The sequence below is a fragment of the Sphaerisporangium sp. NPDC051017 genome, assembly GCF_040683095.1.
Lineage (GTDB): Bacteria > Actinomycetota > Actinomycetes > Streptosporangiales > Streptosporangiaceae > Sphaerisporangium.
This window is the reverse complement of the sequence record NZ_JBFBCI010000036.1, coordinates 51,402-74,395: the sequence shown is the minus strand read 5'-3', so window position 1 is coordinate 74,395 and position 22,994 is coordinate 51,402. Positions and strand designations below refer to the sequence as shown.

Below are 22,994 nucleotides of genomic sequence, written 5' to 3'. Positions count from 1 at the left end.
CTCTGACGGCTGAACCGGACGGCGCCCGGGACGGGAACCCCGGCGCGGCAGGGGTTTCCGGTGGCCGTCCTGATCGCGGCCGGCCGCCGGGGGTTCCGGGTTTCCCGCAAGACGGCTATCTGTGTGTATATTTTCCGTATATATCGAGCCGTGACTGGAGAAATTTCGCTACGGAGGGACGGAGCGGTATGAGGGCTTTCCCGCGAGTGCTGTTCGACGAGGCGCACAACGAGTCGTGGACGATCCGCCGCGAGGTCGCCGAGGCGATCAACCCGGCCCACCCCGACGACAACAGCTACGCCCGCGCCGCCGAGGTCCTCCGCCGCCTCGGGCACACCGTCACCGCCCACACCGAGGGCGCCATCACGCCCTCCGTGCTGGCCGCGCACGACGTGTTCGTCATCGCCCACCCCTCGGGCGAGCGCTGGGAGCGCACCGTCGGCCTCGGCAGCCCCGCGCTGCCCGCCGAGGAGATCGACGCCATCGAGCGGTACGTCGCGGACGGCGGCGGGCTGATCGTCCTCGCCGAGTGCGAGCAGGAGAAGTACGGCAACAACCTGGCCGACCTGCTCGCCCGGTTCGGCGTGGGCATCGAGCACACCACCGTCCAGGATCCCGGCAACTCCTACAACGGCGTCGCCACCTGGGTGCGCGGCGTGCCGGTGGCGGGTCCGGGCTCCGGCGACGACCTCACGGCAGGGGCCCGAGAGGCCTGCTTCTACCGGGCGGGCGTCCTGACCCCGCCCGCCGGGGCGACCGTCCTGTTCGAGACCTCGCAGGCCGCCGACCCGGCAGGGCGGGCGCTGGCCGTCGCCCTGCGCCACGGCGACGGCCGCGTGGTCGTGTTCGCCGACTCCGACCTGTTCGGCGACGACTCCATCGGCGACCTGCGGCACGCCCGCCTGTGGGGCAACGTCGTCACCTGGGCCGCCCGCGTCCCGGCCGCCGCCGGCGCGCGCGGCGGGGACGACGCCGGGACCGTGGCGCTCAGGCGGGCGCTCAAGGACGCCGTCGAGGAACTGCGGCCCCTCACCGCCAAGGACGGGTCCGTCGAGGACGCCACCGCCGCCTCCCCGATCGTGGACCGCGTGGCCGAGGCCGTCGAGAAGCTGGCGCCCGCGTACCCGCACGACGAGGCCTACCTGACCGCAGTGCTCGCCGACCTGCGCAAATGGCAGGCGGGCGGGTTCGGCGTGCCGGACTTCCTCGACTCGCTCAACGCCTTCCACCCCGACGCCCAGCGGGTCGACGGCATGGAGCACCTGGTCGTCTTCCCGATGTACACCCAGAACGGCAACCCGAACCGCAACCTGGAGGCGGTCTGGATCCGCACGGTGTGGCCGGAGTGGCTGGCCGCGCTGGAGCGCGAGCGGTACGACAACCCGATGTTCGTCCCGATCGAGTTCGTCGACTTCACCGCCGGATACGACACCAACTCCGCCGTGCTGTTCCCCGAGACCGTCGCCGTCCGCGAGGTCCCGCCGAGGTTCACCTGGGGCGCCATCTTCTGCGACCGCGAGGCCGCGCGGTTCCGCAGCGTCGGCCGCGCCGCCGCCGACACCCTCAAGCTGGCCCTCCCGCCGGACGCGGCCCGGCTGCTGGACAGCCAGGAGCTCGCCCAGGACACCTTCGTCCTGTGGGACCTCGTCCACGACCGCACCCACAGCCACGGCGACCTGCCGTTCGACCCGTTCATGATCAAGCAGCGCATGCCGTACTGGCTGTACTCGCTGGAGGAGCTGCGCTGCGACCTGACGGCCTTCGGTGAGGCGGTCAAGCTGGAGAAGGAAGGCGTGCCGCACGCCCGGTACGTCCAGTACGCGATCCTCTTCGACCGGCTCTTCCGCTTCCCGATCACCGGTGAGCGGGTGCGCAACTACGACGGCCTCGGCGGGCAGCTCCTGTTCGCCTACCTGCACCGCAACGACATCGTCCGCTGGACCGACAACCGGCTCAGCGTGGACTGGGAGCGCGTCGCGGACGGCGTCGCCGACCTGCGCGGCGAGGTCGAGAAGCTCTACCGCGACGGCATCGACCGTTCCAAGCTGGCGCACTGGCTCGCCGCGCACCGGCTCGTCGCCGCCTACGTCGCCCCGCACCCGGCCTCGGTCTGGAACCGCGGCGTGGACGCGCTGCCCGTCGAGGGCTTCCCGAAGGCCGTGGTCGACGCGGTCCTGCCCGACGAGTTCCCCCTGAGCATGTTCTACGAGGCGCTGCGTCGTAAGCTTTCCGGCGTCATCGAGGCCACGAAGGGAATCCGCGGGTGAGCACCACCACCGAGCACGCAGGCAGAGCGGGCACCGCCGGCAGGGTAGTCGTCGTCACGGGCGCCGGCGGCCCCACGGGCCAGGCCGTCACCGCGCGCCTGACCGCGCGCGGCGACACCGTCATCGGCGTCGACAGGCACGAGGCTACGGGCGTACTCGCCGTCGACCTCGCCGACGCCGAGGCCGTGCGCGCCCTGGCGCGCCGCGTCCAGGACGAGCACGGGCGGGTGGATGGTGTCGTCCACCTCGTCGGCGGCTGGCGGGGCTCCAAGACCTTCGCCGAGACCGACCTCGCCGACTGGGACGTCCTGCACACGCAGCTGATCCGCACCCTGCAGAACGTCTCGCTCGCCTTCGAGCCGCTGCTGCGGGTCAGCGACGACGCCCGGTTCGCCATCATCTCCGCCACGGCGGCCCAGCGGCCCACGCAGGGCAACGCGGCCTACGCGGCGGCCAAGGCGGCGGCCGAGGCATGGACGCTCGCCCTCGCCGACGCGCTGCGCGGCACGCACGCCGCCGCCGCCATCCTGGTCATCAAGGCCCTGGTCAACGACGCGATGCGGGCCGCCGCCCCCGAGCGAGCCTTCCCGGGGTTCACCGACGTGAAGGACCTCGCCGAGGCCGTCGCCCGCCTGTGGGACCGGCCCGCCGAGGACGTCAACGGCACCCGGACGGACCTCACTTCGTGACCCAGGCACGACGTCACCACGACCCCGAGGTCAAGGGGTTCGCCAGCGACAACTACGCCGGCGTCCACCCGGAGGTCCTCGAGGCGCTGGCCCTCGCCAACGGCGGCCACCAGGTCGCCTACGGCGAGGACGACTACACCAAGGCCCTGCAGGACGTGTTCAAGCGGCACTTCGGGCCCGGCGCCCAGGCGTGGCCGGTGTTCAACGGCACCGGCGCCAACGTGGTCGGCCTGCGCGCCATGACCGACCTGTGGGAGGCGGTCGTCTGCGCCGAGACCGCCCACATCAACACCGACGAGGGCGGGGCGCCCGAGCGCACCGCCGGGCTCAAGCTGATGAGCGTCCCCACCCCCGACGGCAAGCTGACACCCGCGCTGATCGACCGGCAGGCGTGGGGCTTCGGCGACGAGCACCGCGCCCAGCCCCGCGTCGTGTCGATCTCGCAGAGCACCGAGCTCGGCACTCTGTACACACCGGAGGAGATCGCCGCGATCGCCGGGCACTGCCGCGAGCTCGGAATGCTCCTGCACATGGACGGCTCCCGCCTGATCAACGCCGCCGCCGCCCTCGACGTGCCGCTGCGCGCGCTCACCACCGACGCCGGCGTGGACGTGCTGTCCTTCGGCGGCACCAAGAGCGGCCTGATGTTCGGCGAGGTCGTGGTCGTGCTCAACCCCTCGGCCGTCCGGGGCATGGTGTACCTGCGCAAGACCGCGATGCAGCTCGCCTCCAAGATGCGGTTCGTGTCCGTGCAGTTCGAGGCGCTGCTGGCCGGCGACCTGTGGCTGCGCAACGCCAGGAACGCCAACGCCATGGCGGCGCGCCTCGCGGCGGCCGTGCGCGAGATCCCCGGCGTCACGCTGACCCGGCCGGTCCAGGCCAACGCGGTCTTCGCCGTCATCCCGCCCGAGGTCGCCGACCGGGTCCGTAAGCGGTTCCGCTTCTACACCTGGGACCCCGCCACGGGCGAGGTCCGCTGGATGACCTCCTTCGACACCACCGAGCACGACGTCGACGCCTTCGCCGCAGCCCTCGCTGTGCATATGGCCGCGCCTTCGGCACGGCGTGTTCGGGGCGCACTTTAGGCGGCGTTCTTCCGTCGTCACTCGGAAGGGGGCTCGTTCCTCACCCCCTTCCTCTCTCCTCTTCCAGAACACCGCCGCGCCCCGAACAGGCATATGGCCGCGCCTTCGGCACGGAGTGTTCGGGGTGGACGGGTCATTTGAGGATCGAGGGGTAGGGCTTGGCGTCGCGGGCTTGGAGTAGTTCGGTCATGTAGGCGATCTCGCTGTCCTGGGTGTCGACGATGTGCTGGGCCATCGTCCGCACCTCGGGGCGGTTCGTCAGGGACAGCACGCCCCGCGCCATCTGCACGCCGCCCTCGTGATGGCGGATCATGAGCTGCAGGAAGAGGATCTCGGCGGCCTTGCCCTTGGCTGCCTGGAGCCGTTTCATCTCCTCGTCCGAGGCCATGCCGGGCATCGTGCCGGGGGCTCGGGCCGCCGCGGCGGTGCCGTGCCCGTGCCCGGCCATCCATGCCATCTCCGGCCGGGTGGTCGCCTGGTTCAGGCCCCACTGCTGGAGCCAGCCCATGAAGACCCCACGCTGCGCCGTCTGCGTGGTGATGATGTCGTACGAGAGGCCGCGGATGGCGGGGTCGGTGCTCGCGTCGCGGACGGCGAAGCTCATCTCGACCGCTTGGGCGTGGTGGACGCCCATGTCACGGGAGAAGCCCGCCTCGGGGGAGGCGTCCCCGGGCGGTCCCGAGCTGCCGTTGACGAGAAGCGTCACCGCGGCCGTGGCCAGGCAGGAGATCAGGGCGACGAGGATCAAGCGCGTTCGTGTGGTTGCCATTTCCAGCCAGATGAGTGAATGTCCCGGTCGTTAGACGCAAACGTTATTACCTACCCACTATCCTCCACATAAGTATCGGGGCTTGAGCAGTCAGGGTCTTGACCAGCAGTTGGAGGACTGATGACCAAGGAGAAGACGCAGGCGCGGCGGGAGCAACTCGCCAAGCTGCGTGCCGCGCAGAAGAGCAAAGAGCGGCGCACGGCGATGCTCGTGTGGGGAGCGGGGGCCTTCGTCATCATCCTGCTGGTCGGCATCGTCGGGTTCTACGTGATCCAGGAGCGCGCGGCCAGTTCGCTGGACGGGGTGAAGTCGTTCGCCTACAAGGGCTCCCAGCACACGCTGATCAAGGTCGACTACAAGGAGAAGCCGCCGGTCGGAGGGGAGCACAACCCCGTCTGGCAGCAGTGTGGCGTCTACGACGAGCCGATCAACAACGAGAACGGTGTCCACTCCATGGAGCACGGCTCGGTGTGGATCACCTACCGGCCGGACCTTCCCAAGGCCGACGTCGACAAGCTCAAGGCCCTCGTCACCACCGACTACCTCCTGCTCAGCCCGTACCCGGGCCTGAAGGCGCCCGTGGTCGCCAGTTCCTGGAACCACCAGCTCGAGCTCACGGGCGTCGACGACCCCCGCCTGGCGAGGTACATCGCCAAGTACAAGCAGAACCCGACCGAGACGCCCGAGTACGGCGCGACCTGCACGGGCAACGGCAGCACCGACCAGACGGCCGCGCAGAGCCCGATCCCGGCCACCTCGCCGAGCGCGGCTCCGAGCGGCGCGCCCAGCGCCACCGAGATGCCCAAGGCGTCGCCGAGCTCCTGAGACCCCGCCCGGCCCGGCCCGTTGAAGGCCGGGCCGGGCGCAGGTCAGCGCAGTACCGTGGCGGGCTCCACGGCCTCCAGGCCGTGGGCCTCGCCGACGGGCGGGCTGGTCAGGACGCCCGCGTGCGTGTTCAGCCCGAGCCCGAGCGCCGTGTCGCCGCGCAGGGCGTCCCGCCAGCCCTCGTCGGCGATCGCCAGGGCGTAGGGCAGGGTGACGTTGGTCAGCGCGTACGTCGAGGTCGCCGGGACCGCGCCCGGCATGTTCGCCACGCAGTAGAAGACCGTGTTGTGCACCCGGTAGGTCGGATCGGCGTGGGTGGTGGGACGGGAGTCCTCGAAGCAGCCGCCCTGGTCGATCGAGATGTCCACCAGCACGGCGCCTTCCTTCATCCGCGAGACCAGCTCGTTGGTGACGAGCTTCGGCGCCCGGGCGCCGGGGACCAGCACCGCCCCGATGACGAGGTCGGCGTCCAGGACGGCCCGCTCGATCTCGTAGGCGTTGGACGCGACGGTCCGCAGGTGCCCCCGGTAGATCGTGTCCACCTGGCGCAGCCGCTCGATGTTCCTGTCCAGCAGCAGCACCTCGGCCTGCATGCCGAGCGCGATGGTCGCGGCGTTCAGCCCGGTCACGCCCGCGCCGAGCACGACCACCTTGGCCGGGTAGACGCCCGGCACCCCGCCCATGAGCACCCCTCTGCCGCCGCCCTGCCGCATCAGGTGGTAGGCGCCCACCTGCGGGGCGAGGCGCCCGGCGACCTCGGACATGGGGGCCAGCAGCGGCAGCGCGCCGTTGCCGAGCTGCACGGTCTCGTACGCGATGCCGGTCACCCCGGACTCCATCAGGGCGAGGGTCAGCTTCCGTGACGCGGCGAGGTGCAGGTAGGTGAACAGTACCTGCCCCTCGCGCAGCAGGCCGTACTCCGAGGCGATGGGCTCCTTCACCTTCAGGATGAGATCGCCTTCGCGCCAGACGTCCTCGGCGGTGTCCAGGATCGTCGCGCCGGCGGTGCGGTAGTCCTCGTCGTGGATGGCCGAGCCCTCGCCCGCGCCACGCTCGACGAACACCTGGTGGCCGTGCCGGGCGAACTCGTTCACCCCCGCGGGGGTGATCGCCACCCGGTGCTCCTGCTCCTTGACCTCTCGGGGAATGCCGACTTTCATGAGTCCTCCTTGACCCTGCTCGCCGGTGGTGTGCTTCCTCGTGGCTTCGTGCGCGTCGCCGGCTTCGCCGGGGGCCGTGGCGGAGCGCCCGCGGGTACGGGTTCCGGTTCCGGTGGTGATCCGTCCGAGGGGTGTGATCCGTGCCGGGGGCCGGCCCTCTTTTACTTTGTGTGCCACGCTGGGCGCCGGCCATGGGGCAGGTTGAAATCAATCAGCCCAGGTACGTGGCAAATTGTCAGGTTATCTTCAGCCTAGGACCAGCCTGTGAAAGCGCTGTGGGGCGGTTAGCCGGAACCCTGGAGCCTCGATAGGCTCGGCCCTGCGATGTCAGGCACAGGGGTGAGGATGCGTAACCATCCGGCGGACGATCACGATGGTCGCCCGGGGGAGCCGCCGGAGTCCTCCGGCATGCCCTTCGGCGAGCCTCCGCCGGCCTCCGGCGAGGTCCCGGGCGGTTCCGGCGAGGGGCCACCGGGCGGGGACGTCCCGCCCGAGGGCCCGGGCGGCCCCGCCGCGCCGGGCGATCCCGCGGCCGCGGGCGGTCCTCCGGCCGGTCCGCCGGGTCCGCCGCGCGCCTCGCGGTCGACCACCATCGCCCTGCTGGCCGGGCTGGTCGTGGTGATCATCGTCACCGGGGTCGTGGGCACGATCGCCGTGCTCATGACCCGCACGCCCGACCGTCCCCTGGGCGCCCCGCCGCCCCGCCGCCTGGCCACCACGATCCACTTCGCCCCGGTGACCGGCACCCGCCCCGCGCCGTGCCCGGGCGCCGAGGCCGTGCTCGACGACACGGGCACGACCTGCTACCAGGTCGCCCCCGGCGTCACGATCACCTCCGTGGCGAAGGTCGAGGCGGTCGCCGACGCGGACGGCGGCTATTCGGTCCGCGTCGTCCCCTCGCCCGAGAGCCGCAGCAGGCTCGCCTCCCTCACCGAGGACTCGCTCAACCAGTTGCTCGCCGTCGTGGTGGGCGACCGCGTCGTGACGGCGCCGAGGGTCGCCCAGGCGCTCACCGCCGACAGTTTCAGCATCTCCGGCCTCACCAAGGAGGCCGCCGACGCGATGGTGGCCCGCCTGCTCGGCGCCCCCGCCGCGTCGATCACTCCGTCCGGGGCGCTCTCGACCTGCCCGCCCGGCACGGGCACCCTCCCGACGGACTCCGGGACCATGGGCCAGGCGGGTACTCTCCCGTCCGGCGGCACAGGTCAGACCCCGCCTCCGGGGGGCATCGGCCAGGGGCCGCTGATCGGGGACACCGGCACGCCGCCCGGCTCCACTGCCGAGCCTGGCGGCACCGCGACCTGCGACCCGGCCACCGGCGTCCAGACGGGCCAGCCGACGACGGGCCTGCCCACGACCGGCCAGTCGCCGGGCGCGCCGACCGGCCAGCCGACGACGGGCACCCCCACCGGGCCCGCCACCGGCGCGGCCACGCCGCCCGCCACCGGCGACGGGTCCACCGGCAACGGCCCGCTCGTCCCGCCGGGGAGCACCGGCGCCCCGGTCGCGCAGGGCGGCCCCTCCGCGCAGGGCTCGCCGTCGTCCACACCGGCCCCCCGCCCGACCGGGGTGTCCGCCCACCGCACGCCCGACCCGCGCTTCCCCGACTGCAAGCAGGCCAACGCCGCCGGGTACGGCCCCTACACCAAGGGCGTCCACGTCGAGTACGACTGGTACGTCGACGGCGACCACGACGGCTACGCCTGCGAGCGCGGCGACATCACCTGATCCTGTTCGGGGCGCGGCGGTGTTCTGGAGGAGGGACGAGCCCTTCCGAGTGACGACGGAAGAACACCGCCTGAAGTGCGCCCCGAACCCGCCGTGCCGAAGGCGCGGCCATAGGCACCGCGTCCCGCGCTCGCGGGCATGTCACGTGAGCGCGATGTCCTGCGGGCGCAGCGGGATCCTGGCCAGGGGGAGGCCGGTGGCGGCGCGCACGGCGGCGACGATCGCGGGGGTCGAGGACAGCGTCGGCGGCTCGCCCGCACCGCGCAGCCCGTACGGCGCGGAGGGGTCGGGGTTCTCCAGGATCGACAGCCTCATGGGCGGCATGTCGAGGATCGTCGGGATCAGATAGTCGGTGAACGACGGGTTGAGCACCCGCCCGTCGCGCACCTGGATCTCCTCCATGAGCGCGAGCCCGAGCCCCTGGGCCGAGCCGCCGTGGATCTGCCCCTCCAACGCCACCGGGTTGAGGATCTTCCCGACGTCCTGGACGGCGGCAAGTTCGACCACCTTGACCAGCCCGAGCTCGACGTCGACGTCCACCACGGCCCGGTGCACGCACAGCGCGAGCTGGGTGTGGGAGTCGCCCTGCCCGGTGACCGGGTGCATGGGGTAGGTCGGCCGGTGGCGGTACTCGCGGGTCTCCTCGATGGGCCCGAACCGCTCGACCAGATCTTCGAGCGTCCGTCCGGCGTGCTCGGCGCGCAGCTTGTCCAGGCGCTCACGCACCGCCTCGCAGGCGGTCTTGACCGCGCCGCCGGTCACGTACGACTGCCGGGACGCCGAGGAGGAGCCCGCCGAGCCGACGGAGGTGTCGGCCGGGGCCACGGTCACCCGCTCGACCCCGAGTTCCGTGCGGGCGATCTGCGCCTGGAGCGTGACCAGCCCCTGACCGACTTCTGCGGCCGCGGTGTGCACCTGCACGTGCAGCGCGCCGCCGAGCAGTTCGAGCCTCACCCGGGCCGTCGAGTAGTCGTCGAAGCCCTCGGAGAAGCAGATGTTCTTGATGCCCACCCCGTACCCGACGCCCCGGCGCACCCCCTCGCCGTGCGTCGTCTGCGCCACCCCGCCCGGCAGCGACCGCAGGTCGGACGAGGGCTCCGCGGCGGGCAGCGGCATCGCGGCCAGTTCGCGCAGCATGTCCGCCAGCGGCGCGGGGGAGTCGATGACCTGGCCGGTCGCCAGCCGAGACCCCTGGGAGACGGCGTTGCGCACGCGGATCTCCACCGGGTCGATCCCGCACGCCTCGGCCAGCCGGTCCATCTGCGACTCGTACGCGTAGCAGGCCTGCACCGCCCCGAACCCGCGCATCGCGCCGCACGGCGGGTTGTTGGTGTACGCGCCGTAGGCGTCGATCTCGATGTTGGGGACCTCGTACGGGCCGACGCCCAGCGAGGCGGCGTTGCCGACGACGGCGGGGGAGGAGGAGCAGTACGCCCCTCCGTCCAGGATGATCTCGGCCCTGACGTGGACCAGCCTGCCGTCGCGGGTGGCGCCGTGCTCGTAGCGCATCCGCGCGGGGTGCCGGTGGACGTGGCCGAAGAACGACTCCTCGCGGCCGTACACCATCTTCACCGGGCGGCCCGTGCGCAGGGCCAGCAGCGCGGCGTGGACCTGCATCGACAGGTCCTCGCGGGCGCCGAACGCGCCGCCCACCCCGGCGAGGTACAGGCGCACCCGGTCCTTGGGGATGTCCAGGCACGGGGAGATCTGGTCCTGGTCCACGTGCAGCCACTGTGTCGCTATATATAGGTCGACGCCGCCGTCCTCGGCGGGCACGGCGAGGCCGGACTCCGGGCCGAGGAACGCCTGGTCCTGCATGCCGACCTCGTACTCCCCGGTCACCAGGACCTCGGCGGCCCCGGGCGTCCCCGCCTCGGGGATCCGGCCCACCCGGACGGGCTGGTGGCGCACGAGGTTGCCGCCGGGCTGCACGTTCGGGCTCGCCGGGTCGAACAGCGCGCGCCGCGCGTCGGTGACCGCCTCGCGCGTCTCGTACTCCACCCGGATGGCCGCCGCCGCGCGCCGCGCCGTCTCCGGATGGTCGGCGGCGACGATCGCCACGGGTTCGCCCTGGTAGCGGACCTGGTCGATGGCCAGCACGGGCGTGTCCTTGTGCTCCAGGCCGTAGAACTTCCGGCCCGGCACGTCCTCGTGGGTGAGCACGGCGTGGACGCCCGGCATCGCGAGCGCCGCGCCGATGTCGACGGCGCGGATCCACGCCGAGGGGTGCGGGCTGCGCAGCGTGGCGCCCCACAGCATGTCCGCCAGGTACAGGTCGGACGAGTAGGCGAATTCCCCGGTCACCTTCAGCGTGCCGTCAGGCCGGGACGCGCTCGCCCCCACCCCCTGCTCCTGGCTGCGGCTGCTCGCGGTGTGGGTCACAAAAGCAGTACATCAGCCGCCTCGTGGTGGGCCTATGGACACCGGCGCGAAACGCCCGGGCCGGCCAGCCGGGCCGCTTGTAGGTTCGTCTAAATCGGCCCGGTTAGCCTGGAACTGTGCTGATACGTGAGCTGGTGGCGATGGAGGAGCTCCGCCTGACCTTGCTGTCGGACGCCGGGCACCTGGACCGGGGGTTCGCCGGGGTGCACATCACCGACCTGCCCGACCCCGGGCGCTACCTGTCCGGCGGGGAGCTGGTGCTGACCGGGCTCATCTGGCGGCGCGATCCGGCCGACTCCCGCCGTTTCGTCAAGGCACTCGCCGACGCGGGCGTCGCCGCGCTCGCCGCCGGGCGGGCGCTGCTCGGCACGGTGCCCGGCGATCTGGTGGAGGCGTGCCGCGAGCACGACCTTCCCCTGCTGGACGTCCCCGAGGAGACGTCGTTCCACACGCTCGCCGAGAAGGCGCAGGCCGGCGCCGGTGTGGCCGCCGACCCGCGCGGCGCGCTCGGCCGTCACCGGCGCATCGTCGCCGCCGTCGCCGAGGGCACCGGCCTGGACGAGCTGTTCGCGCTGACCGCGCAGGAGCTCGGCGTCAGCGGCGCGGTCGTCTCGGCTGCGGGCGCGGTCGTCGCGGGCCGGCTCGGCGCCGGTCTCGCGGCGCGCCTGGCCCGCGAGTACCTCACCGCGCCCCGGTTGCCGCACGTCGCGCGCACGCCGGAGGGGACGTTCACGGTGTTCGCGGTGGACCGCGCGCACCGGGCGGCCGGCTGGGCGCTGGTCTTCGAGTCCGACCTGACCGGCCAGGCGGACATGGGGTTCGAGCTGGCGGCGTGCGTGGCGCTCGCGCGCGGCCGGACGGAGGAGGGCCGCCGGGTGGAGCGGCGGCTCGCCGAGCAGCTCATCGGCCTCGCCTCGTCGGCCGCCCCGGACCCCGCGGAGCTGGCCGCGCGCCTGCGCACCTGCGGAGTCGACGCCGTGGAGCCGTACGTCATGGTCACGGCGACGGCGGTCCGGCCCGGCGCCACGGACGGGCCCGACCCGGCGGCGCTCGGCGGGCAGGTGGTCGAGGAGCTTCTGGAGCGCAGAGTGGTGGCCGCCGTGGGCGCGGACGGCGCGGTCGCGCTCGTCCCCCTGCGCGCGTTCCCGGCGCCGGACGGCGAGGGGCGATACGGGAGAGCGGAGGAGGCGGAGAAAAGATCCAAAGAGGAGGGCCCCGGACCCGGGACAGAAGCGCGAGTGCGTAGTACCGTGCAAGTGCAAGGCCGACCGCATGTGCACCGTAGTGTGCACGCGATTCTGGGCCTGCTGAGGAACGGGGTGGCGGCGCTCCAGGCCGTCCCGCGGATGCGGGTCTCGATCGGCGTGAGCGCCGTTCTGAACGGTCCCGGAGCCGTCCGCGGTGGCGCCGAAGAGGCGGGCCACGCGAGACGCCTTGCTGAGGCGCGGGGTGGAGGGGTGGTGACCAGCGATGAGATCTACACTCACGCTCTCTTGCTGGCCACCGTCCCCGACGATGTGCGGCGATCGTTCGCGGATCGGATCTTGGAACCGCTCTTCGAGTACGACCGGCGTCACCAGTCGGAGTTGGTCCGTACCTTGGGTGTGTTCCTCGACTGCGCCGGATCGTGGAACGGATGCGCCACACGACTGCACGTGCATGTCAACACGGTGCGGTACCGCATCCACCGGGTCGAGGAACTTACGGGACGGGACCTGTCATCGATGGCGGACAGAGTGGATCTTTTTCTCGCGCTACGTGCCCGTTGAGTTACAAATCAGCAGCAACCGATGTCGCTCGCCCTGGAGGCTGACGTGGAAGCTTCTGAAGTCGTAGCATTAGCGGCAAGGCCAAGCATCGCTAAGAAACATACGATGGCGGCTGATACGGCGAAGCGGCGGCGGCGACGCATGAAGAACTCCCGTTCGTGGCGGTTGTCGGGGCTTACATCTTCAAGGAGTGCCAGTGACCAGTCAAGATCTCATAGGTCAGCGAATCAAGACGGTTCGCCGCCAACGCGGTCTTTCGCAGGCGCAACTGGCACACCCCGAACTCTCTGACAGCTATGTATCACTGATCGAGAGCGGGAAGCGAACGCCGACGTCCGCCGTGCTGGAACTCCTGGCGGTCAAACTCGACTGTTCTCTGACCTACCTGGTCAACGGTGTCACCGCGGAGCAGATGCACGATCTCGAGCTCAGCCTGAGGTACGCCGAGATGGCCCTGGTCAACGGTGAGGTCGCCGAGGCCCGCAGGCGGTACGCCGAGCTGCTGGAGAACGGCAGCCTCGCCGGGCTGCCGGCGATGCGGCAGCAGGCCGAGTACGGCTACGCCCTCGCCGTGGAGGCGTGCGGCGACCTGGACGAGGCGATCGACGTCCTGTCGAGGCTGCGCGATTCCGGCGACGACGCGGTCGCAGACGAGCGCTCGGTCGCCGTCGTGCTGGCCCTGTCCCGGTGCCACCGCGAGCGCGGCAGGCTCGGGGACGCCGTGCGTGTCGGCGAGGAGGCCCTGCTCGGGCCGAGGCGGCCCGCGTGGAACGACGGCCTGGTGGAGCTCGGCGCGACCCTGCTGCTGGCCTACATCGTCCGAGGCGACCTGATGCGCGCCCGGCAGTTCGCCGCCGAGCTGGTCGCGGCGGCCGAGATGCTCGGCAGCCCCCGGGCCACCGTCGCCGCCTGCTGGAACGCCGCCATCGTCGCCGAGCACACCGGGCACGGCGAGGAGGCGCTGCAACTGATCGAGCGCGCCCTGGCGGTCCAGTCCGAGAACGGTGAGCCCCGCAATCTCGCCCGCGTGCGGACCGAGTCGGCGATCCTGCGGCTGCGGGTCCGCCCCGGTGAGGCCGAGGCGAGCCGCGACGTGCTGCTGCGGGCGCACAGCGAGCTGGCCGAGACCTCCGCCAGCACCGTCGACCTCGCCCGCTGTGACCTCGACCTGGCCAAGGCCGAGATCATGCTCGGCCACCCGGAGAAGGCCGTCGAGTACGCCCGCCGGGGCGTGGACCGGCTGGACGACCGCACCGCCGCGCTGCGCGCCGAGACCAGGCTCATGCTGGCCAACGCCCTCCTCCTGGCCTCCAAGCAGGACGAGGCCGCCGCCGAGCTCGCGGCGGCCGAGGAACTGCTTCAGCGCGTGCCCGCCTCGCGCAAGACCGCGGCGGGCTGGGCCACCGTCGCCCGGGTGCTGGGCGACCTCCACGAGGACGAGGCCAGCGTCACCGCCTACCACCGGGCCCTGGCCGGCGCCGGCCTCTGACCCTCGTCCGGCGTTGATCTTCCCGTCGCGGGCGGGCGGCATCCCGTCGCCCGCCCGCGATCCGAGGCGCCGCGGCCCTGGATAAGGGTGAGTTGCGGTAGGGACCGCGCCGGTGCCTGAGTAGCCTTGAGGGCATTATGAGGACTTCTCCGCTCGCGGCCCTGCTCGCGTTCGTCGCCGCCGTCGTGCTGGGCACCGCCGTGGCGTCCCCGGCGTTGGCCCACACGGCCCTGAAGAGCAGCGACCCCAAGAAGGGCGCCACCGTCGAGACCCTCGACAAGGTGACGCTGACCTTCACCGAGAGCGTGAAGTTCCCCGTCGTGCTCGTGCGCGACGCGGCCGGTCACGCCTATCAGGACGGCAAGCCGGAGCTCGACGGCCCGAAGGTCACGCAGAAGCTGACCGGCACGCCGCCCTCGGGCGAGTACACGATCGCCTGGCGCGTGGTCTCCGAGGACGGTCACCCGATCGAGGGTGAGATCCCCTTCACCGTCAAGGCACCCGCCGCGAGCACGCCCTCGCCCACTCCCACGCCGTCGGCGACCTCGCCGTCCCCCTCCGACAGCTCCGCCGCCCCGGACCCCACGCCGCCGCCGTTCACCCCGACCCCGGTGGCCGAACAGGGGGACACGGGCTCGGGCGGCATCCCCGCCTGGGTGTGGATCGCCGTCTTCGGCGTCGCGGGCATCGGCATCGGCACGATGATCAGCCTGCGGAAGAAGCCGTGAGCGGGCGCCTCCGCCTCGCCCTGGCCGGAGCCGGCGCCGCGCTCGCCGGACTGGTCGTCGCCATGGTCGCGGGCGGCGCGGCCACCCCCCGCATCATCCCTGGCCTCCCCGACGAGGGGACGCTCACCCGCTGGGCGCTGCCCCTGTCCAAGCTGACCATGGACGTCGCCGGCGTGCTGACCGTCGGCCTGCTGCTCATGGCGACCGTCTTCCTGCCGAACGACAAGGGCCTGCTCGGCAAACCCGCCCAGGCCTACGTCAGGGCCGTGGCGTGGACGGCGCTGGTCTGGGCGCTGGCCGCCGCGTCGTCCCTGGTCTTCAGCCTGTCGGAGACGCTCGGCAGCCCCGTCACCGAGGTGCTCGGCGGCAACGAGCTGACCAGCTACGCCAGCCAGGTGCCGCAGGGCATCTCGCTCACGCTGGTGGTGCTGTTCGGCGCCGCCGTCGCGCTGTTCTCACGCGGGGCGATCACCGCGGGCGCGTCGGGAGGGCTGCTGGTCCTGGCGCTGGCCACGCTGATGCCCCCCGCGCTGACCGGCCACTCCTCCTCCGCGCCCAACCACAGCCTGGCCACGACCGGCGTCGCGCTGCACCTGGTGGTGCTGTCGCTGTGGGTGGGCGGGCTCCTGCTGCTGTGCGTCCACGCCGTGCGCGGGCAGCCCCACCTCGACCTCGCCGCCCGGCGCTTCTCGCGCATGGCGCTGTGGTGCTTCGCCGGGACCGGCCTGTCGGGCGTGTTCAGCGCCCTGGCGCGCATGACCTCCGTCGGCGAGCTGTTCACCACCTCCTACGGCCTGATCATCCTGGCCAAGGCCGCCGCCTTCGCCGGTCTCGGGGTGATCGGCTGGTGGCACCGCCGCCGCACGCTGCCCGAGCTGGCGGCGGGCCGGCCCGGCGCGTTCACCCGGATGGCCGGGGTCGAGGGCCTGATCATGCTGGTGGCGGTCGGCCTCGCCGTGGCCCTGTCGCGCACCGCCCCGCCGCCGCTGGACCTGCCCGTCGACCGCGCCTTCGAGCTGCTCGGCTATCTGATCCCGCCGCCCGTCTCGCTCGCCAACCTCGTGACGCTGTGGTGGTTCGACCTGTTCTTCGCGGTGGTCGCCGCCGTCTTGGCCGGCCTGTACGCCGGGGGCGTCGTGCGGCTGGCCCGCCGCGGGGACCGCTGGCCGCTCGGACGCACGATCAGCTGGGGCGCGGGGGTGCTGCTGCTGGTGCTGGCCACGCAGAGCGGCGTCGCCCGCTACGCGCCGGTGCTGTTCAGCGTGCACATGGGCGAGCACATGGTCCTGTCGATGCTCGTGCCGATCTTCCTGGTGCTGGGCGCGCCGGTCACGCTGGCCCTGCGCGCGCTGAAGCCCGCCGCGCGGCGCGGCGACCGCGGGCCGCGCGAGTGGATCACCGTCATCCTGCACAGCCGCGTCACGAAGGTCGTCACGCACCCGGCCGTCGCCACCGCGCTGTTCGTGGTCTCGACCTACGCGCTGTACTTCACGCCGCTGTTCGCCTCCGCGATGGAGGAGCATCTCGGCCACATCGCGATGACCCTGCACTTCCTGATCAGCGGAAGCCTGTTCTTCTGGGTGATCATCGGGGTGGACCCGGCGCCGACCCGGCTGCCGCACATCGGGCGGCTGCTGCTGTTGTTCGTCACCATGCCGTTCCACGCGTTCTTCGGCATCGCGCTGATGAACATGGGCACGGTGATCGCCGCCGAATGGTACGATCAGCTCGGCCGCACGTGGGGGGCGAGCGGGCTGTCCGACCAGAGCACGGGCGGCGGCATCGCCTGGGCCTTCGGCGAGATCCCCACGCTGATCGTGCTGATCGCGATCGCCTTCCAGTGGTACCGCGCCGACGACCGCTCGGCCAGGCGCGCCGACCGCCGCGCCGACGCGCGCGCGCGGAAGGTCGGCGGCAGCGGCGACGTCGCGCTGGACGCCTACAACGACTACCTGGCCAGGCTCAGCAAGATGGACGAGAGCCGCCAGGACTAACGCCCCTCCGCGCTACATTTCCGGCCGTATCACCGTGAATGCGGTCATCCCCGCGGTTGCCCGGCGCGTTACGGCCTACCTGCGGGTAGCGTGGCAGCGAGGGTTTCGGGCATAGAGACAGTGGGTGGGCTTCGGCCGGACGCCTCGCCCGGGGATGTCCCGTCTCGATCTCACTCAGGTACATCCGCTCTTCAAGTACGCGTCGGTAGCGTCGCCCGCCGCAGGCGGACAGGGCAGCGCGGTGGGGACCGTGATCACGTTCGCCGGAGCGGTGCGCCAGAAGGGTGGGGCTTTGTACGAAGAGTTGCGCATGCGCGGAAAGCGAAGTCTGGCGCGGGCGATCGAGGACTACTTGACGGAGTGGTCGGAACGCACCGGCATCACCGTCGAGGTCTGGGCGATGCCCAAGGGCCGCGTCACGGGCCCGGTGGCCGACGCCGTCTACGCCGTCGTGACCGAGGCCCTGACCAACGTCGAGCGGCACAGCGGCGCGCACACCGTCTCCATCGCCCTGACCGTCAGCCGGAACGGGCTCAGGCTCACCGTCAGCGACAACGGCATCGGCTTCCACCCGGGGCGCACGGGCCGCGGCATGGACATGATGAAGCTGCGCTTCAGCCAGGTGGGGGGCGTGCTGACGATCAACAGTGTCGTCGGCGAGGGCACGACCGTCAGCGGCCGGATCTGATCCCGGACGCGGGGCCGCGCCCAGGGCGAGCCCTCCTTCACGGCTCCAGGCAGCCGGGGTTGGACACCTGCTTCGCGTACAGCTTGCCGCACTGGCGCACCACGACCTGGCGGCCGTCGGGGTCGATGGCGACCAGCAGGATCGGGCGGTCCTTGGCGTGCCGGCGGTCGGGGGCGCCGTGCAGCTTGACCAGCCCGCTGTCCCCGTCGATCTCATCGAGGTTCTCCAGCGCGAGCAGCACCCCGCCCCGGTCGACCCTCCCCGGCCCGCCGTCCTCGGCGGAGGGGGCGCCCTGCCCGGAGTACGCCTCCTGGGCGGCCCGCATGAGCGCCACCGCCGCGTCCTGCGCCTGCACGGCGTACTCGGGCGAGGGGCGCCGCGTCCTGTCCAGCTTCGCCATGCCGAGATCCTGGATCAGGCCGTCGAGCCGCTTGTAGAAGTCCGTCCCGTAGTTCGGAGGGAAGACGGCCCGCTCGTCCTTCTTCGTGCTCGGCGGCGCCAGCGCGACGTACATGACCCGCACGCGGTCGTTGCCGCCCAGTTCGGGCGCGTGGTCGTTGACGTACTGCGTGACGTCGTCGTTGGCCAGGATCGTGAGCTGGTGGCACTGCGACTTGGCGATGGCGTCGACGAAGGCCCCGAACTGCGCCGTCCGGCCCGCGTAGTAGACGAGGTCCGGCTGCGCCACGCCCTGGCACACCTCGGTGATCCCCTTCTCCAGGTCGGCGGCCCTGGCGTACCGGACCGGCGTGGCGCCCTTCCCGAACGCGGCGATGAACTTGTCGCCGAGGTCCTTGCCGAGCAGGTCGCTGGGCGTCGCGTCGATGAAGACCTTCGCCGTCCTCGCCGGGGGCGCCTTCCGCTCGGGCACCCCCGAGCGGGCCCACCCGGCGGCCACGGAGGCCAGCCGAATGTTGGGCGGCGCCAGCGGGAAGAACGACGGGACGTACCTGCCCTCCGCCTGACGCATGCCGAGATCGTCGAAGGTGGCGGTGGTGCTGATCACGGGCAGCGCCTGCCTGCCCAGCTCCTGGATCGCCGCGTGGACCTGCTTCCTGCTCTCGCCGAGCCCGATCACGCCGATGACCGTGGGGTCGTCGCGGACGCGGCGCAGGATCTCCCGGGCGACGTCCTCGGCGTACCGGAAGTCGGCGCCCGCGTTCGCCGGCAGCACCCGCATCTGGAGCAGGCTGCCGTCGGCGTTGTTCTCGATCAGCCGCCCCTGGGCCAGCGCGATGCCGGCCAGCTCGCCGTTGATGTCGGTCAGCGGGTCGTAGGCCCCGGCCTGCGACTGCCCCGAGGTGGTGAGCTTGCCGAGGTAGACCACGGTGGCGTACGGGTGGCCGGAGGCCAGGATCGCGTGGTTCTGCCGGTCGATGAGCCCGAGCACGGGCGCGAGGTGGGGCGCGAAGACGAAGCCGCCGTCGTCCACCCCCACGCACTCGCCCGAGGGCGCGCGCCAGATGCCCGGGCCGCAGGTGGCCGTCGCGGTCGCGAGGACGCGCACCAGCGACACGGTGACCAGTGCCGCCACCACCAGCCACGGGATCGCCGGATGCGCGAGCAGGGGCCTCGGCCGCCCCTCCGGCGGGACCGAGTTGGCCTTGGCCATGGCCTGCTCGTCCTCCGCCTCCAGGTCGATCCGCAGGACGCGGTGCGACCCGAGGGCGCGGTCGCGGGCCAGCTCGGCCTCCCACTGCGCCCACAGCTCCTCGGCGCGGTCGGGCCGCCCGGCCAGGACGCTCACGCGGCGGGCGGGGACCGAGGGGGGCGCGCCCGCCGCGTCGCCGGGGCCGGTGACGACGACCAGCAGCGGGTCCGCCAGGCGCGTGGCCGCGCGGACCTCCTCGACGCGCGCCACCAGGCGGCCGTCGCCGCCGATCACCAGCATCACCGGGTAGGACGTGCGCGCCCAGGCGACCCGCCGCCAGACCTTCCACAGCCGCCGCTCGTAGCCCTGGCGCAGGTCCTCGAGGAACGCGTTGACCAGCAGGCGCTCGATCTCGTCGTTCGCCTGCGCGGACTCCCTCGGCCGGCGCGCATCGGCCGGCGCGGCGTCGTCGCGGGCGGACAGCAGGCGCACGGCGAAGCCGGTCAGGTCGCGCGGCTGGTTGCGCCGGTTGTCGGGCATGAGGTACGGCTGCCGCAGGAACCACATGTACCGTCGGCGACCGGCCCAGTTGCGCGACAGCAGCAGGACGTGGAAGGAGCCGATGACCGGGCCGGCGAGGATCGCGCACAGCCCGAACAGGGTGGTGAGCTGGTCGGCCCACCCGGCGCTGAGGATCGCCGTGGCGGCGGCCCACGCGGGCAGCGGCCCCTCGGCGTAGGCCCGGACGTTCTTCCAGAAACCCCTGCGCTCCTGCTCGGTGCCCGCGCCGATCTGCCGGCGCCGCTGGTTCATCGCCCGCCTGACGCCGTCGCGCAGCTCGTGGCCCTCTTCGGTGACGTGCAGGCCGAGCAGCCACTGGACCTGCGCGAACAACGGGAAGCGCAGGTGCGCCTCCCCGCGCGAGGCGTGCTCGGCGAGGTTCTTCGCGGCCTCGGAGAGCGCCGCCGCCAGCGCCGAGTACGGGGGCGCGGGCGCGGGCGGGCCCTCGGCGGGTTCCTGGGGCGGGCTGAGGACGGCGCAGGGCGTGCCGGCGCACCGCTCTTCGAGGGTGTCGGCGATCGCCGAGGTCGCCTCCCACGGACCGGTCACCTGGAGAACGGGCAGGGGGATGTCGCCGCTGCGCCGGGTGGGGCGCACGCGGATCCGGTCGAAGACGCGCAGGAGTTCCTGGAGGCCCTCGCGCCGTGACTGGGACGTGTGGGCGGGGTCCGCCTGCGCGGGGCGGGCGGTCACGGGGGAGCGCGGTCCTTCCGGGACGGAGAGGGGGGCTGAGGTCACGGATCTCCTCGATGGTCCCCTGAAAGGATCGGGATTCTCGGGGTGTCGGAAAATGGCCGTGAACGGCTTCTTACGCTCCCCAGCATAAGTCGCGCGGGCGTCCGGCGCGTGGCCGATCGGCGGATCATCCGGGTTCGAAGCGGCCGGGAATCGGACTTCTCTGAAGAAGGGAGTGGCCGGATAGGCGTTGCGGCTTATCCGGCCCGGGTGTGTGTCGTGTTAAATCAGCGTAAATCCTGAAATCACCAAAAGTACGGGTTATTGGTGGCTGAAAAGTGTGTACGCCGTCAAAGGTCCCGGCGCATGCACACCCGCGGCCACCGGTCGAGCCCGCGCGCGGCCTCGTCGCGGCGCAGCGCCCGCAGGCCCGGGGTGAGCTCGGCGTCGTCCAGGGACCAGAAGCCGCAGCGCTCGTAGTAGGGGGCGTTCCACGGGACCCGGGCGAAGGTGATCAGCGTGAGCGCGGGCAGGCCCGCGTCCTTGGCGTGGGCGCCGGCGTGGTCGATGAGCGCCCGCCCGAGGCCGCGGCGCGCCGCGGCCGGGTGCACCGAGACCTGTGCCAGGTGGAGGTTGCCGTCGACCTGCTTCGCGATGAGGTAGGCGACCGGACGGCCGGCGTCGTCGGCCGTCACCCACGCCCGCCCGGCCCGCTGGTACCCGGCGAGCACGTCCAGGGACAGCGGCTCGTCGTCGGCCACCGACGGCATGCCGATCTCGCGGAAGAGTCGCCCGGCGGCGCGTTCGACGTCCTGCAGGAGGGGAAGCTCGTCCGCGGTGGCCATGCGAATGCTCATCGGATCATTGTGGCGGGCGCGGCGGCGTCCGAACAGCCGCCCGCGTGCGGGCCCGATGCCCGCCGGCCGCCCGGTGCGGGGGACGCGCGCCCGTGCGGGGAGCGTTCACCTCCAGGCCACCCGTGCCGTGGGGCGTCCTTCGGACGCCGAAGTCATAAACGCGCGCGGTCTTGACTCCTCCTATGATTTCGCGAGTAAGCGCGTGCGGAGCGTAGCGTTTCGAGTCCGGAGCGAAATGGCGCGTTCTAATCGATGCCGGAACCGCATACTTCGAGGTCGGAGGCTCGCTATGGCATGGGCGCGCAGGTCTGTCCGGCCATGCCGAACTTGTTAGATCTCTTAATGGCAACCAAATTCAGTGAAATGCTGACATGGCAGGTGCCAGTCAGGAAAGCTCATCCCGGCGCCGGATCTTCGCCGGGCGCCGGGCTTTGCCGTCGCCGAGGTCAGTCATGGGAGGACGAGTGTCCGTGCCTCGTTCGCGTTCCGGGTTCTCGCCGGAGGTCGCCGCGGCCCTCAGCCAGGCGGACCGCGGACTCCGCGCGCGCATGGGCGACCACTACGCCCTGTTCGACTACTGGCGCTTCGCCATGAACACGATCTGTGCCGTGGACGCCTTCTACGTCGGTTTCTACCGCGAGGACCGGAAGATCGTCTACCCGTACACCTTCGACGACGCGCTGCAGCGCAAGCGCTACGTCCCGCCGGAGGTCTACGGCTACGGGCCGAACGGGCAGGCCGCGTGGATCCTGCGGCACCGGCGCGCGTACACCTTCGCCGGTGACGACGGCCGGCTGCTGCACCACGGCATCGCGTTCGGCGACGAGCGGCGGGCCTCGGCGGACGCGATCACGGTGCCCATCTTCGAGCGGCGCGACGCCGGGCAGACGATCATCGGGCTGGCGTCGGTGCAGTCGTACAGGCGCGAGAGCTACACCGCCGAGCACGTGCGCGCGTTCGAGTGGACGGCCAGGTCGGTGGCGACCGTGCTGGCGCGCGAGCGGGAGGACGCCCGTGCCCGCGAGGAGCTCGCCGCCCCCGGGTCGGGCTCGGAGACCGATCCGCCCACGCTCATGGAGGTCGTCCAGGACGTCTCGGCCATCCTCGCCGCCCTGCACGCCGGCATCTGCGAGCTGGAGGAGGCGGTGGCGATGGCGGACTCTCCGCTGCTCCCGCAGGTCAGGCGGCTCAGGCGGCAGTGCGAGCAGTCTCAGACCGAGACGATGGACATCATCGCCCGGCCCTCGCTGCACGCGGAGGACCTCCTCAACTCGCTGTCCTCCAAGGAGCGCGAGGTCGCGTTCCTGATCGCCAGGGGCGGCATGACGAACAAGGAGATCGCCGCCCGGGTTTTCGTCACGGAATCGACGATCAAAGGGCATGTCTCGCGCATATTGCGGAAACTCGGCGTCGAACAGCGGTCGGGCATCGCGGCGAAGCTCGGCGATTTCGTGGACGAGCTCCACCGATAAAAGCTGGACGCGGCCCTGGGCCGCCCGGCCCGGTGTTCCGTACGCGGGTTTCCTCACTCGGCGTTCACGGCCGTTCACGCGGCGGGCATCGGCAGTACTAAGTACTGAGGGCCGCCCGGAGAAAACCCGCCGCGGACGGTGACATCGATGATGATCGGTGGGGATATGGTCTTTATGTCTAATGGGAGGATTTGTCCGAGCCTGACGGTTTTCTCGGCACCCCGTCACGCGGTGTGCGGCGAGCCGGCCGGCCCGGACACGGGCA

The 22,994-nt window shown here is 72.0% G+C and carries 16 protein-coding genes; 11 read left to right on the top strand and 5 right to left on the bottom strand.

The window, feature by feature from the left end; all coding sequences use genetic code 11:
* The first annotated feature begins 188 nt into the window (after positions 1-188).
* The 3 genes from AB0M95_RS25790 to AB0M95_RS25780 are packed head-to-tail and all read left to right on the top strand — an operon-like array spanning position 189 to position 4,041.
* A complete protein-coding gene (locus tag AB0M95_RS25790; protein WP_363769430.1) occupies positions 189-2,267 on the top strand; it encodes a DUF6421 family protein in 2,079 nt (692 codons plus the stop codon).
* Positions 2,264-2,956, top strand: a complete 693-nt coding sequence (locus tag AB0M95_RS25785; RefSeq protein WP_363769427.1) for an SDR family NAD(P)-dependent oxidoreductase — start codon at positions 2,264-2,266, stop codon at positions 2,954-2,956. The genes AB0M95_RS25790 and AB0M95_RS25785 overlap by 4 nt, the downstream gene beginning before the upstream one ends.
* Positions 2,953-4,041, top strand: a complete 1,089-nt coding sequence (locus AB0M95_RS25780) for a low specificity L-threonine aldolase (protein ID WP_363769424.1) — start codon at positions 2,953-2,955, stop codon at positions 4,039-4,041. The genes AB0M95_RS25785 and AB0M95_RS25780 overlap by 4 nt, the downstream gene beginning before the upstream one ends.
* Positions 4,042-4,174: 133 nt before the next feature.
* Here AB0M95_RS25780 and AB0M95_RS25775 read toward each other — a convergent pair whose 3' ends face one another.
* The gene (locus AB0M95_RS25775; RefSeq protein ID WP_363769422.1) at positions 4,175-4,810 is read right to left on the bottom strand and encodes a DUF305 domain-containing protein; all 636 of its coding nucleotides are present in this window, start codon (positions 4,808-4,810) and stop codon (positions 4,175-4,177) included.
* Between the two features lie 120 nt (positions 4,811-4,930).
* Between AB0M95_RS25775 and AB0M95_RS25770 the strand changes: the two genes are divergently transcribed.
* Positions 4,931-5,635 (top strand): DUF3105 domain-containing protein, encoded by a 705-nt coding sequence (locus tag AB0M95_RS25770; protein WP_363769419.1) that lies wholly within the window; start codon positions 4,931-4,933, stop codon positions 5,633-5,635.
* Between the two features lie 44 nt (positions 5,636-5,679).
* Here the strand turns inward: AB0M95_RS25770 and ald are convergent, their stop codons facing one another.
* On the bottom strand, positions 5,680-6,795 hold the full coding sequence (gene ald, locus AB0M95_RS25765; protein ID WP_363769416.1) for an alanine dehydrogenase: 1,116 nt from the start codon (positions 6,793-6,795) through the stop codon (positions 5,680-5,682).
* A 345-nt stretch (positions 6,796-7,140) separates the two neighbouring features.
* Here ald and AB0M95_RS25760 point away from each other — a divergent pair, with 345 nt between their 5' ends.
* The gene (locus tag AB0M95_RS25760) at positions 7,141-8,523 is read left to right on the top strand and encodes an excalibur calcium-binding domain-containing protein (protein ID WP_363769413.1); all 1,383 of its coding nucleotides are present in this window, start codon (positions 7,141-7,143) and stop codon (positions 8,521-8,523) included.
* A gap of 141 nt (positions 8,524-8,664) precedes the next feature.
* Here AB0M95_RS25760 and AB0M95_RS25755 read toward each other — a convergent pair whose 3' ends face one another.
* Complete coding sequence (locus AB0M95_RS25755; RefSeq protein ID WP_363769410.1) at positions 8,665-10,905, bottom strand: molybdopterin cofactor-binding domain-containing protein; 2,241 nt, start codon at positions 10,903-10,905, stop codon at positions 8,665-8,667.
* Between the two features lie 116 nt (positions 10,906-11,021).
* Between AB0M95_RS25755 and AB0M95_RS25750 the strand changes: the two genes are divergently transcribed.
* The 5 genes from AB0M95_RS25750 to AB0M95_RS25730 all read left to right on the top strand — a co-directional run bounded on the left by AB0M95_RS25750 (position 11,022) and on the right by AB0M95_RS25730 (position 17,573).
* Positions 11,022-12,674, top strand: a complete 1,653-nt coding sequence (locus AB0M95_RS25750; protein WP_358513126.1) for a PucR family transcriptional regulator ligand-binding domain-containing protein — start codon at positions 11,022-11,024, stop codon at positions 12,672-12,674.
* A gap of 196 nt (positions 12,675-12,870) precedes the next feature.
* Positions 12,871-14,163, top strand: coding sequence for a helix-turn-helix domain-containing protein (locus AB0M95_RS25745; protein WP_363769406.1), 1,293 nt, complete (start codon positions 12,871-12,873; stop codon positions 14,161-14,163).
* A 137-nt stretch (positions 14,164-14,300) separates the two neighbouring features.
* Positions 14,301-14,891, top strand: coding sequence for a copper resistance CopC family protein (locus tag AB0M95_RS25740; RefSeq protein ID WP_363769403.1), 591 nt, complete (start codon positions 14,301-14,303; stop codon positions 14,889-14,891).
* Positions 14,888-16,885: a cytochrome c oxidase assembly protein gene (locus AB0M95_RS25735; RefSeq protein ID WP_363769400.1), complete on the top strand. Its 1,998-nt coding sequence runs from the start codon at positions 14,888-14,890 to the stop codon at positions 16,883-16,885. Before AB0M95_RS25740 ends, AB0M95_RS25735 begins: the two co-directional genes overlap by 4 nt.
* 310 nt (positions 16,886-17,195) lie before the next feature.
* Positions 17,196-17,573, top strand: a complete 378-nt coding sequence (locus AB0M95_RS25730) for an ATP-binding protein (protein WP_363769397.1) — start codon at positions 17,196-17,198, stop codon at positions 17,571-17,573.
* 37 nt (positions 17,574-17,610) lie between these two features.
* Here AB0M95_RS25730 and AB0M95_RS25725 read toward each other — a convergent pair whose 3' ends face one another.
* Positions 17,611-20,463 (bottom strand): hypothetical protein, encoded by a 2,853-nt coding sequence (locus AB0M95_RS25725; RefSeq protein ID WP_363769395.1) that lies wholly within the window; start codon positions 20,461-20,463, stop codon positions 17,611-17,613.
* 287 nt (positions 20,464-20,750) lie between these two features.
* The gene (locus AB0M95_RS25720) at positions 20,751-21,293 is read right to left on the bottom strand and encodes a GNAT family N-acetyltransferase (protein WP_363769470.1); all 543 of its coding nucleotides are present in this window, start codon (positions 21,291-21,293) and stop codon (positions 20,751-20,753) included.
* A 434-nt stretch (positions 21,294-21,727) separates the two neighbouring features.
* On the opposite strand from AB0M95_RS25720, the gene AB0M95_RS25715 reads away from it, so the two are divergent.
* Complete coding sequence (locus tag AB0M95_RS25715; protein ID WP_363769392.1) at positions 21,728-22,729, top strand: LuxR C-terminal-related transcriptional regulator; 1,002 nt, start codon at positions 21,728-21,730, stop codon at positions 22,727-22,729.
* The last annotated feature ends 265 nt before the right edge of the window (positions 22,730-22,994 follow it).

Coding starts and splice junctions, on each gene's coding strand:
- AB0M95_RS25770 (WP_363769419.1), top strand. CDS start 4,931: ATGACCAAGGAGAAGACGCAGGCGCGGCGGGAGCAACTCGCCAAGCTG.
- ald (WP_363769416.1), bottom strand. CDS start 6,795: ATGAAAGTCGGCATTCCCCGAGAGGTCAAGGAGCAGGAGCACCGGGTG.
- AB0M95_RS25760 (WP_363769413.1), top strand. CDS start 7,141: ATGCGTAACCATCCGGCGGACGATCACGATGGTCGCCCGGGGGAGCCG.
- AB0M95_RS25775 (WP_363769422.1), bottom strand. CDS start 4,810: ATGGCAACCACACGAACGCGCTTGATCCTCGTCGCCCTGATCTCCTGC.
- AB0M95_RS25740 (WP_363769403.1), top strand. CDS start 14,301: ATGAGGACTTCTCCGCTCGCGGCCCTGCTCGCGTTCGTCGCCGCCGTC.
- AB0M95_RS25790 (WP_363769430.1), top strand. CDS start 189: ATGAGGGCTTTCCCGCGAGTGCTGTTCGACGAGGCGCACAACGAGTCG.
- AB0M95_RS25730 (WP_363769397.1), top strand. CDS start 17,196: ATGCGCGGAAAGCGAAGTCTGGCGCGGGCGATCGAGGACTACTTGACG.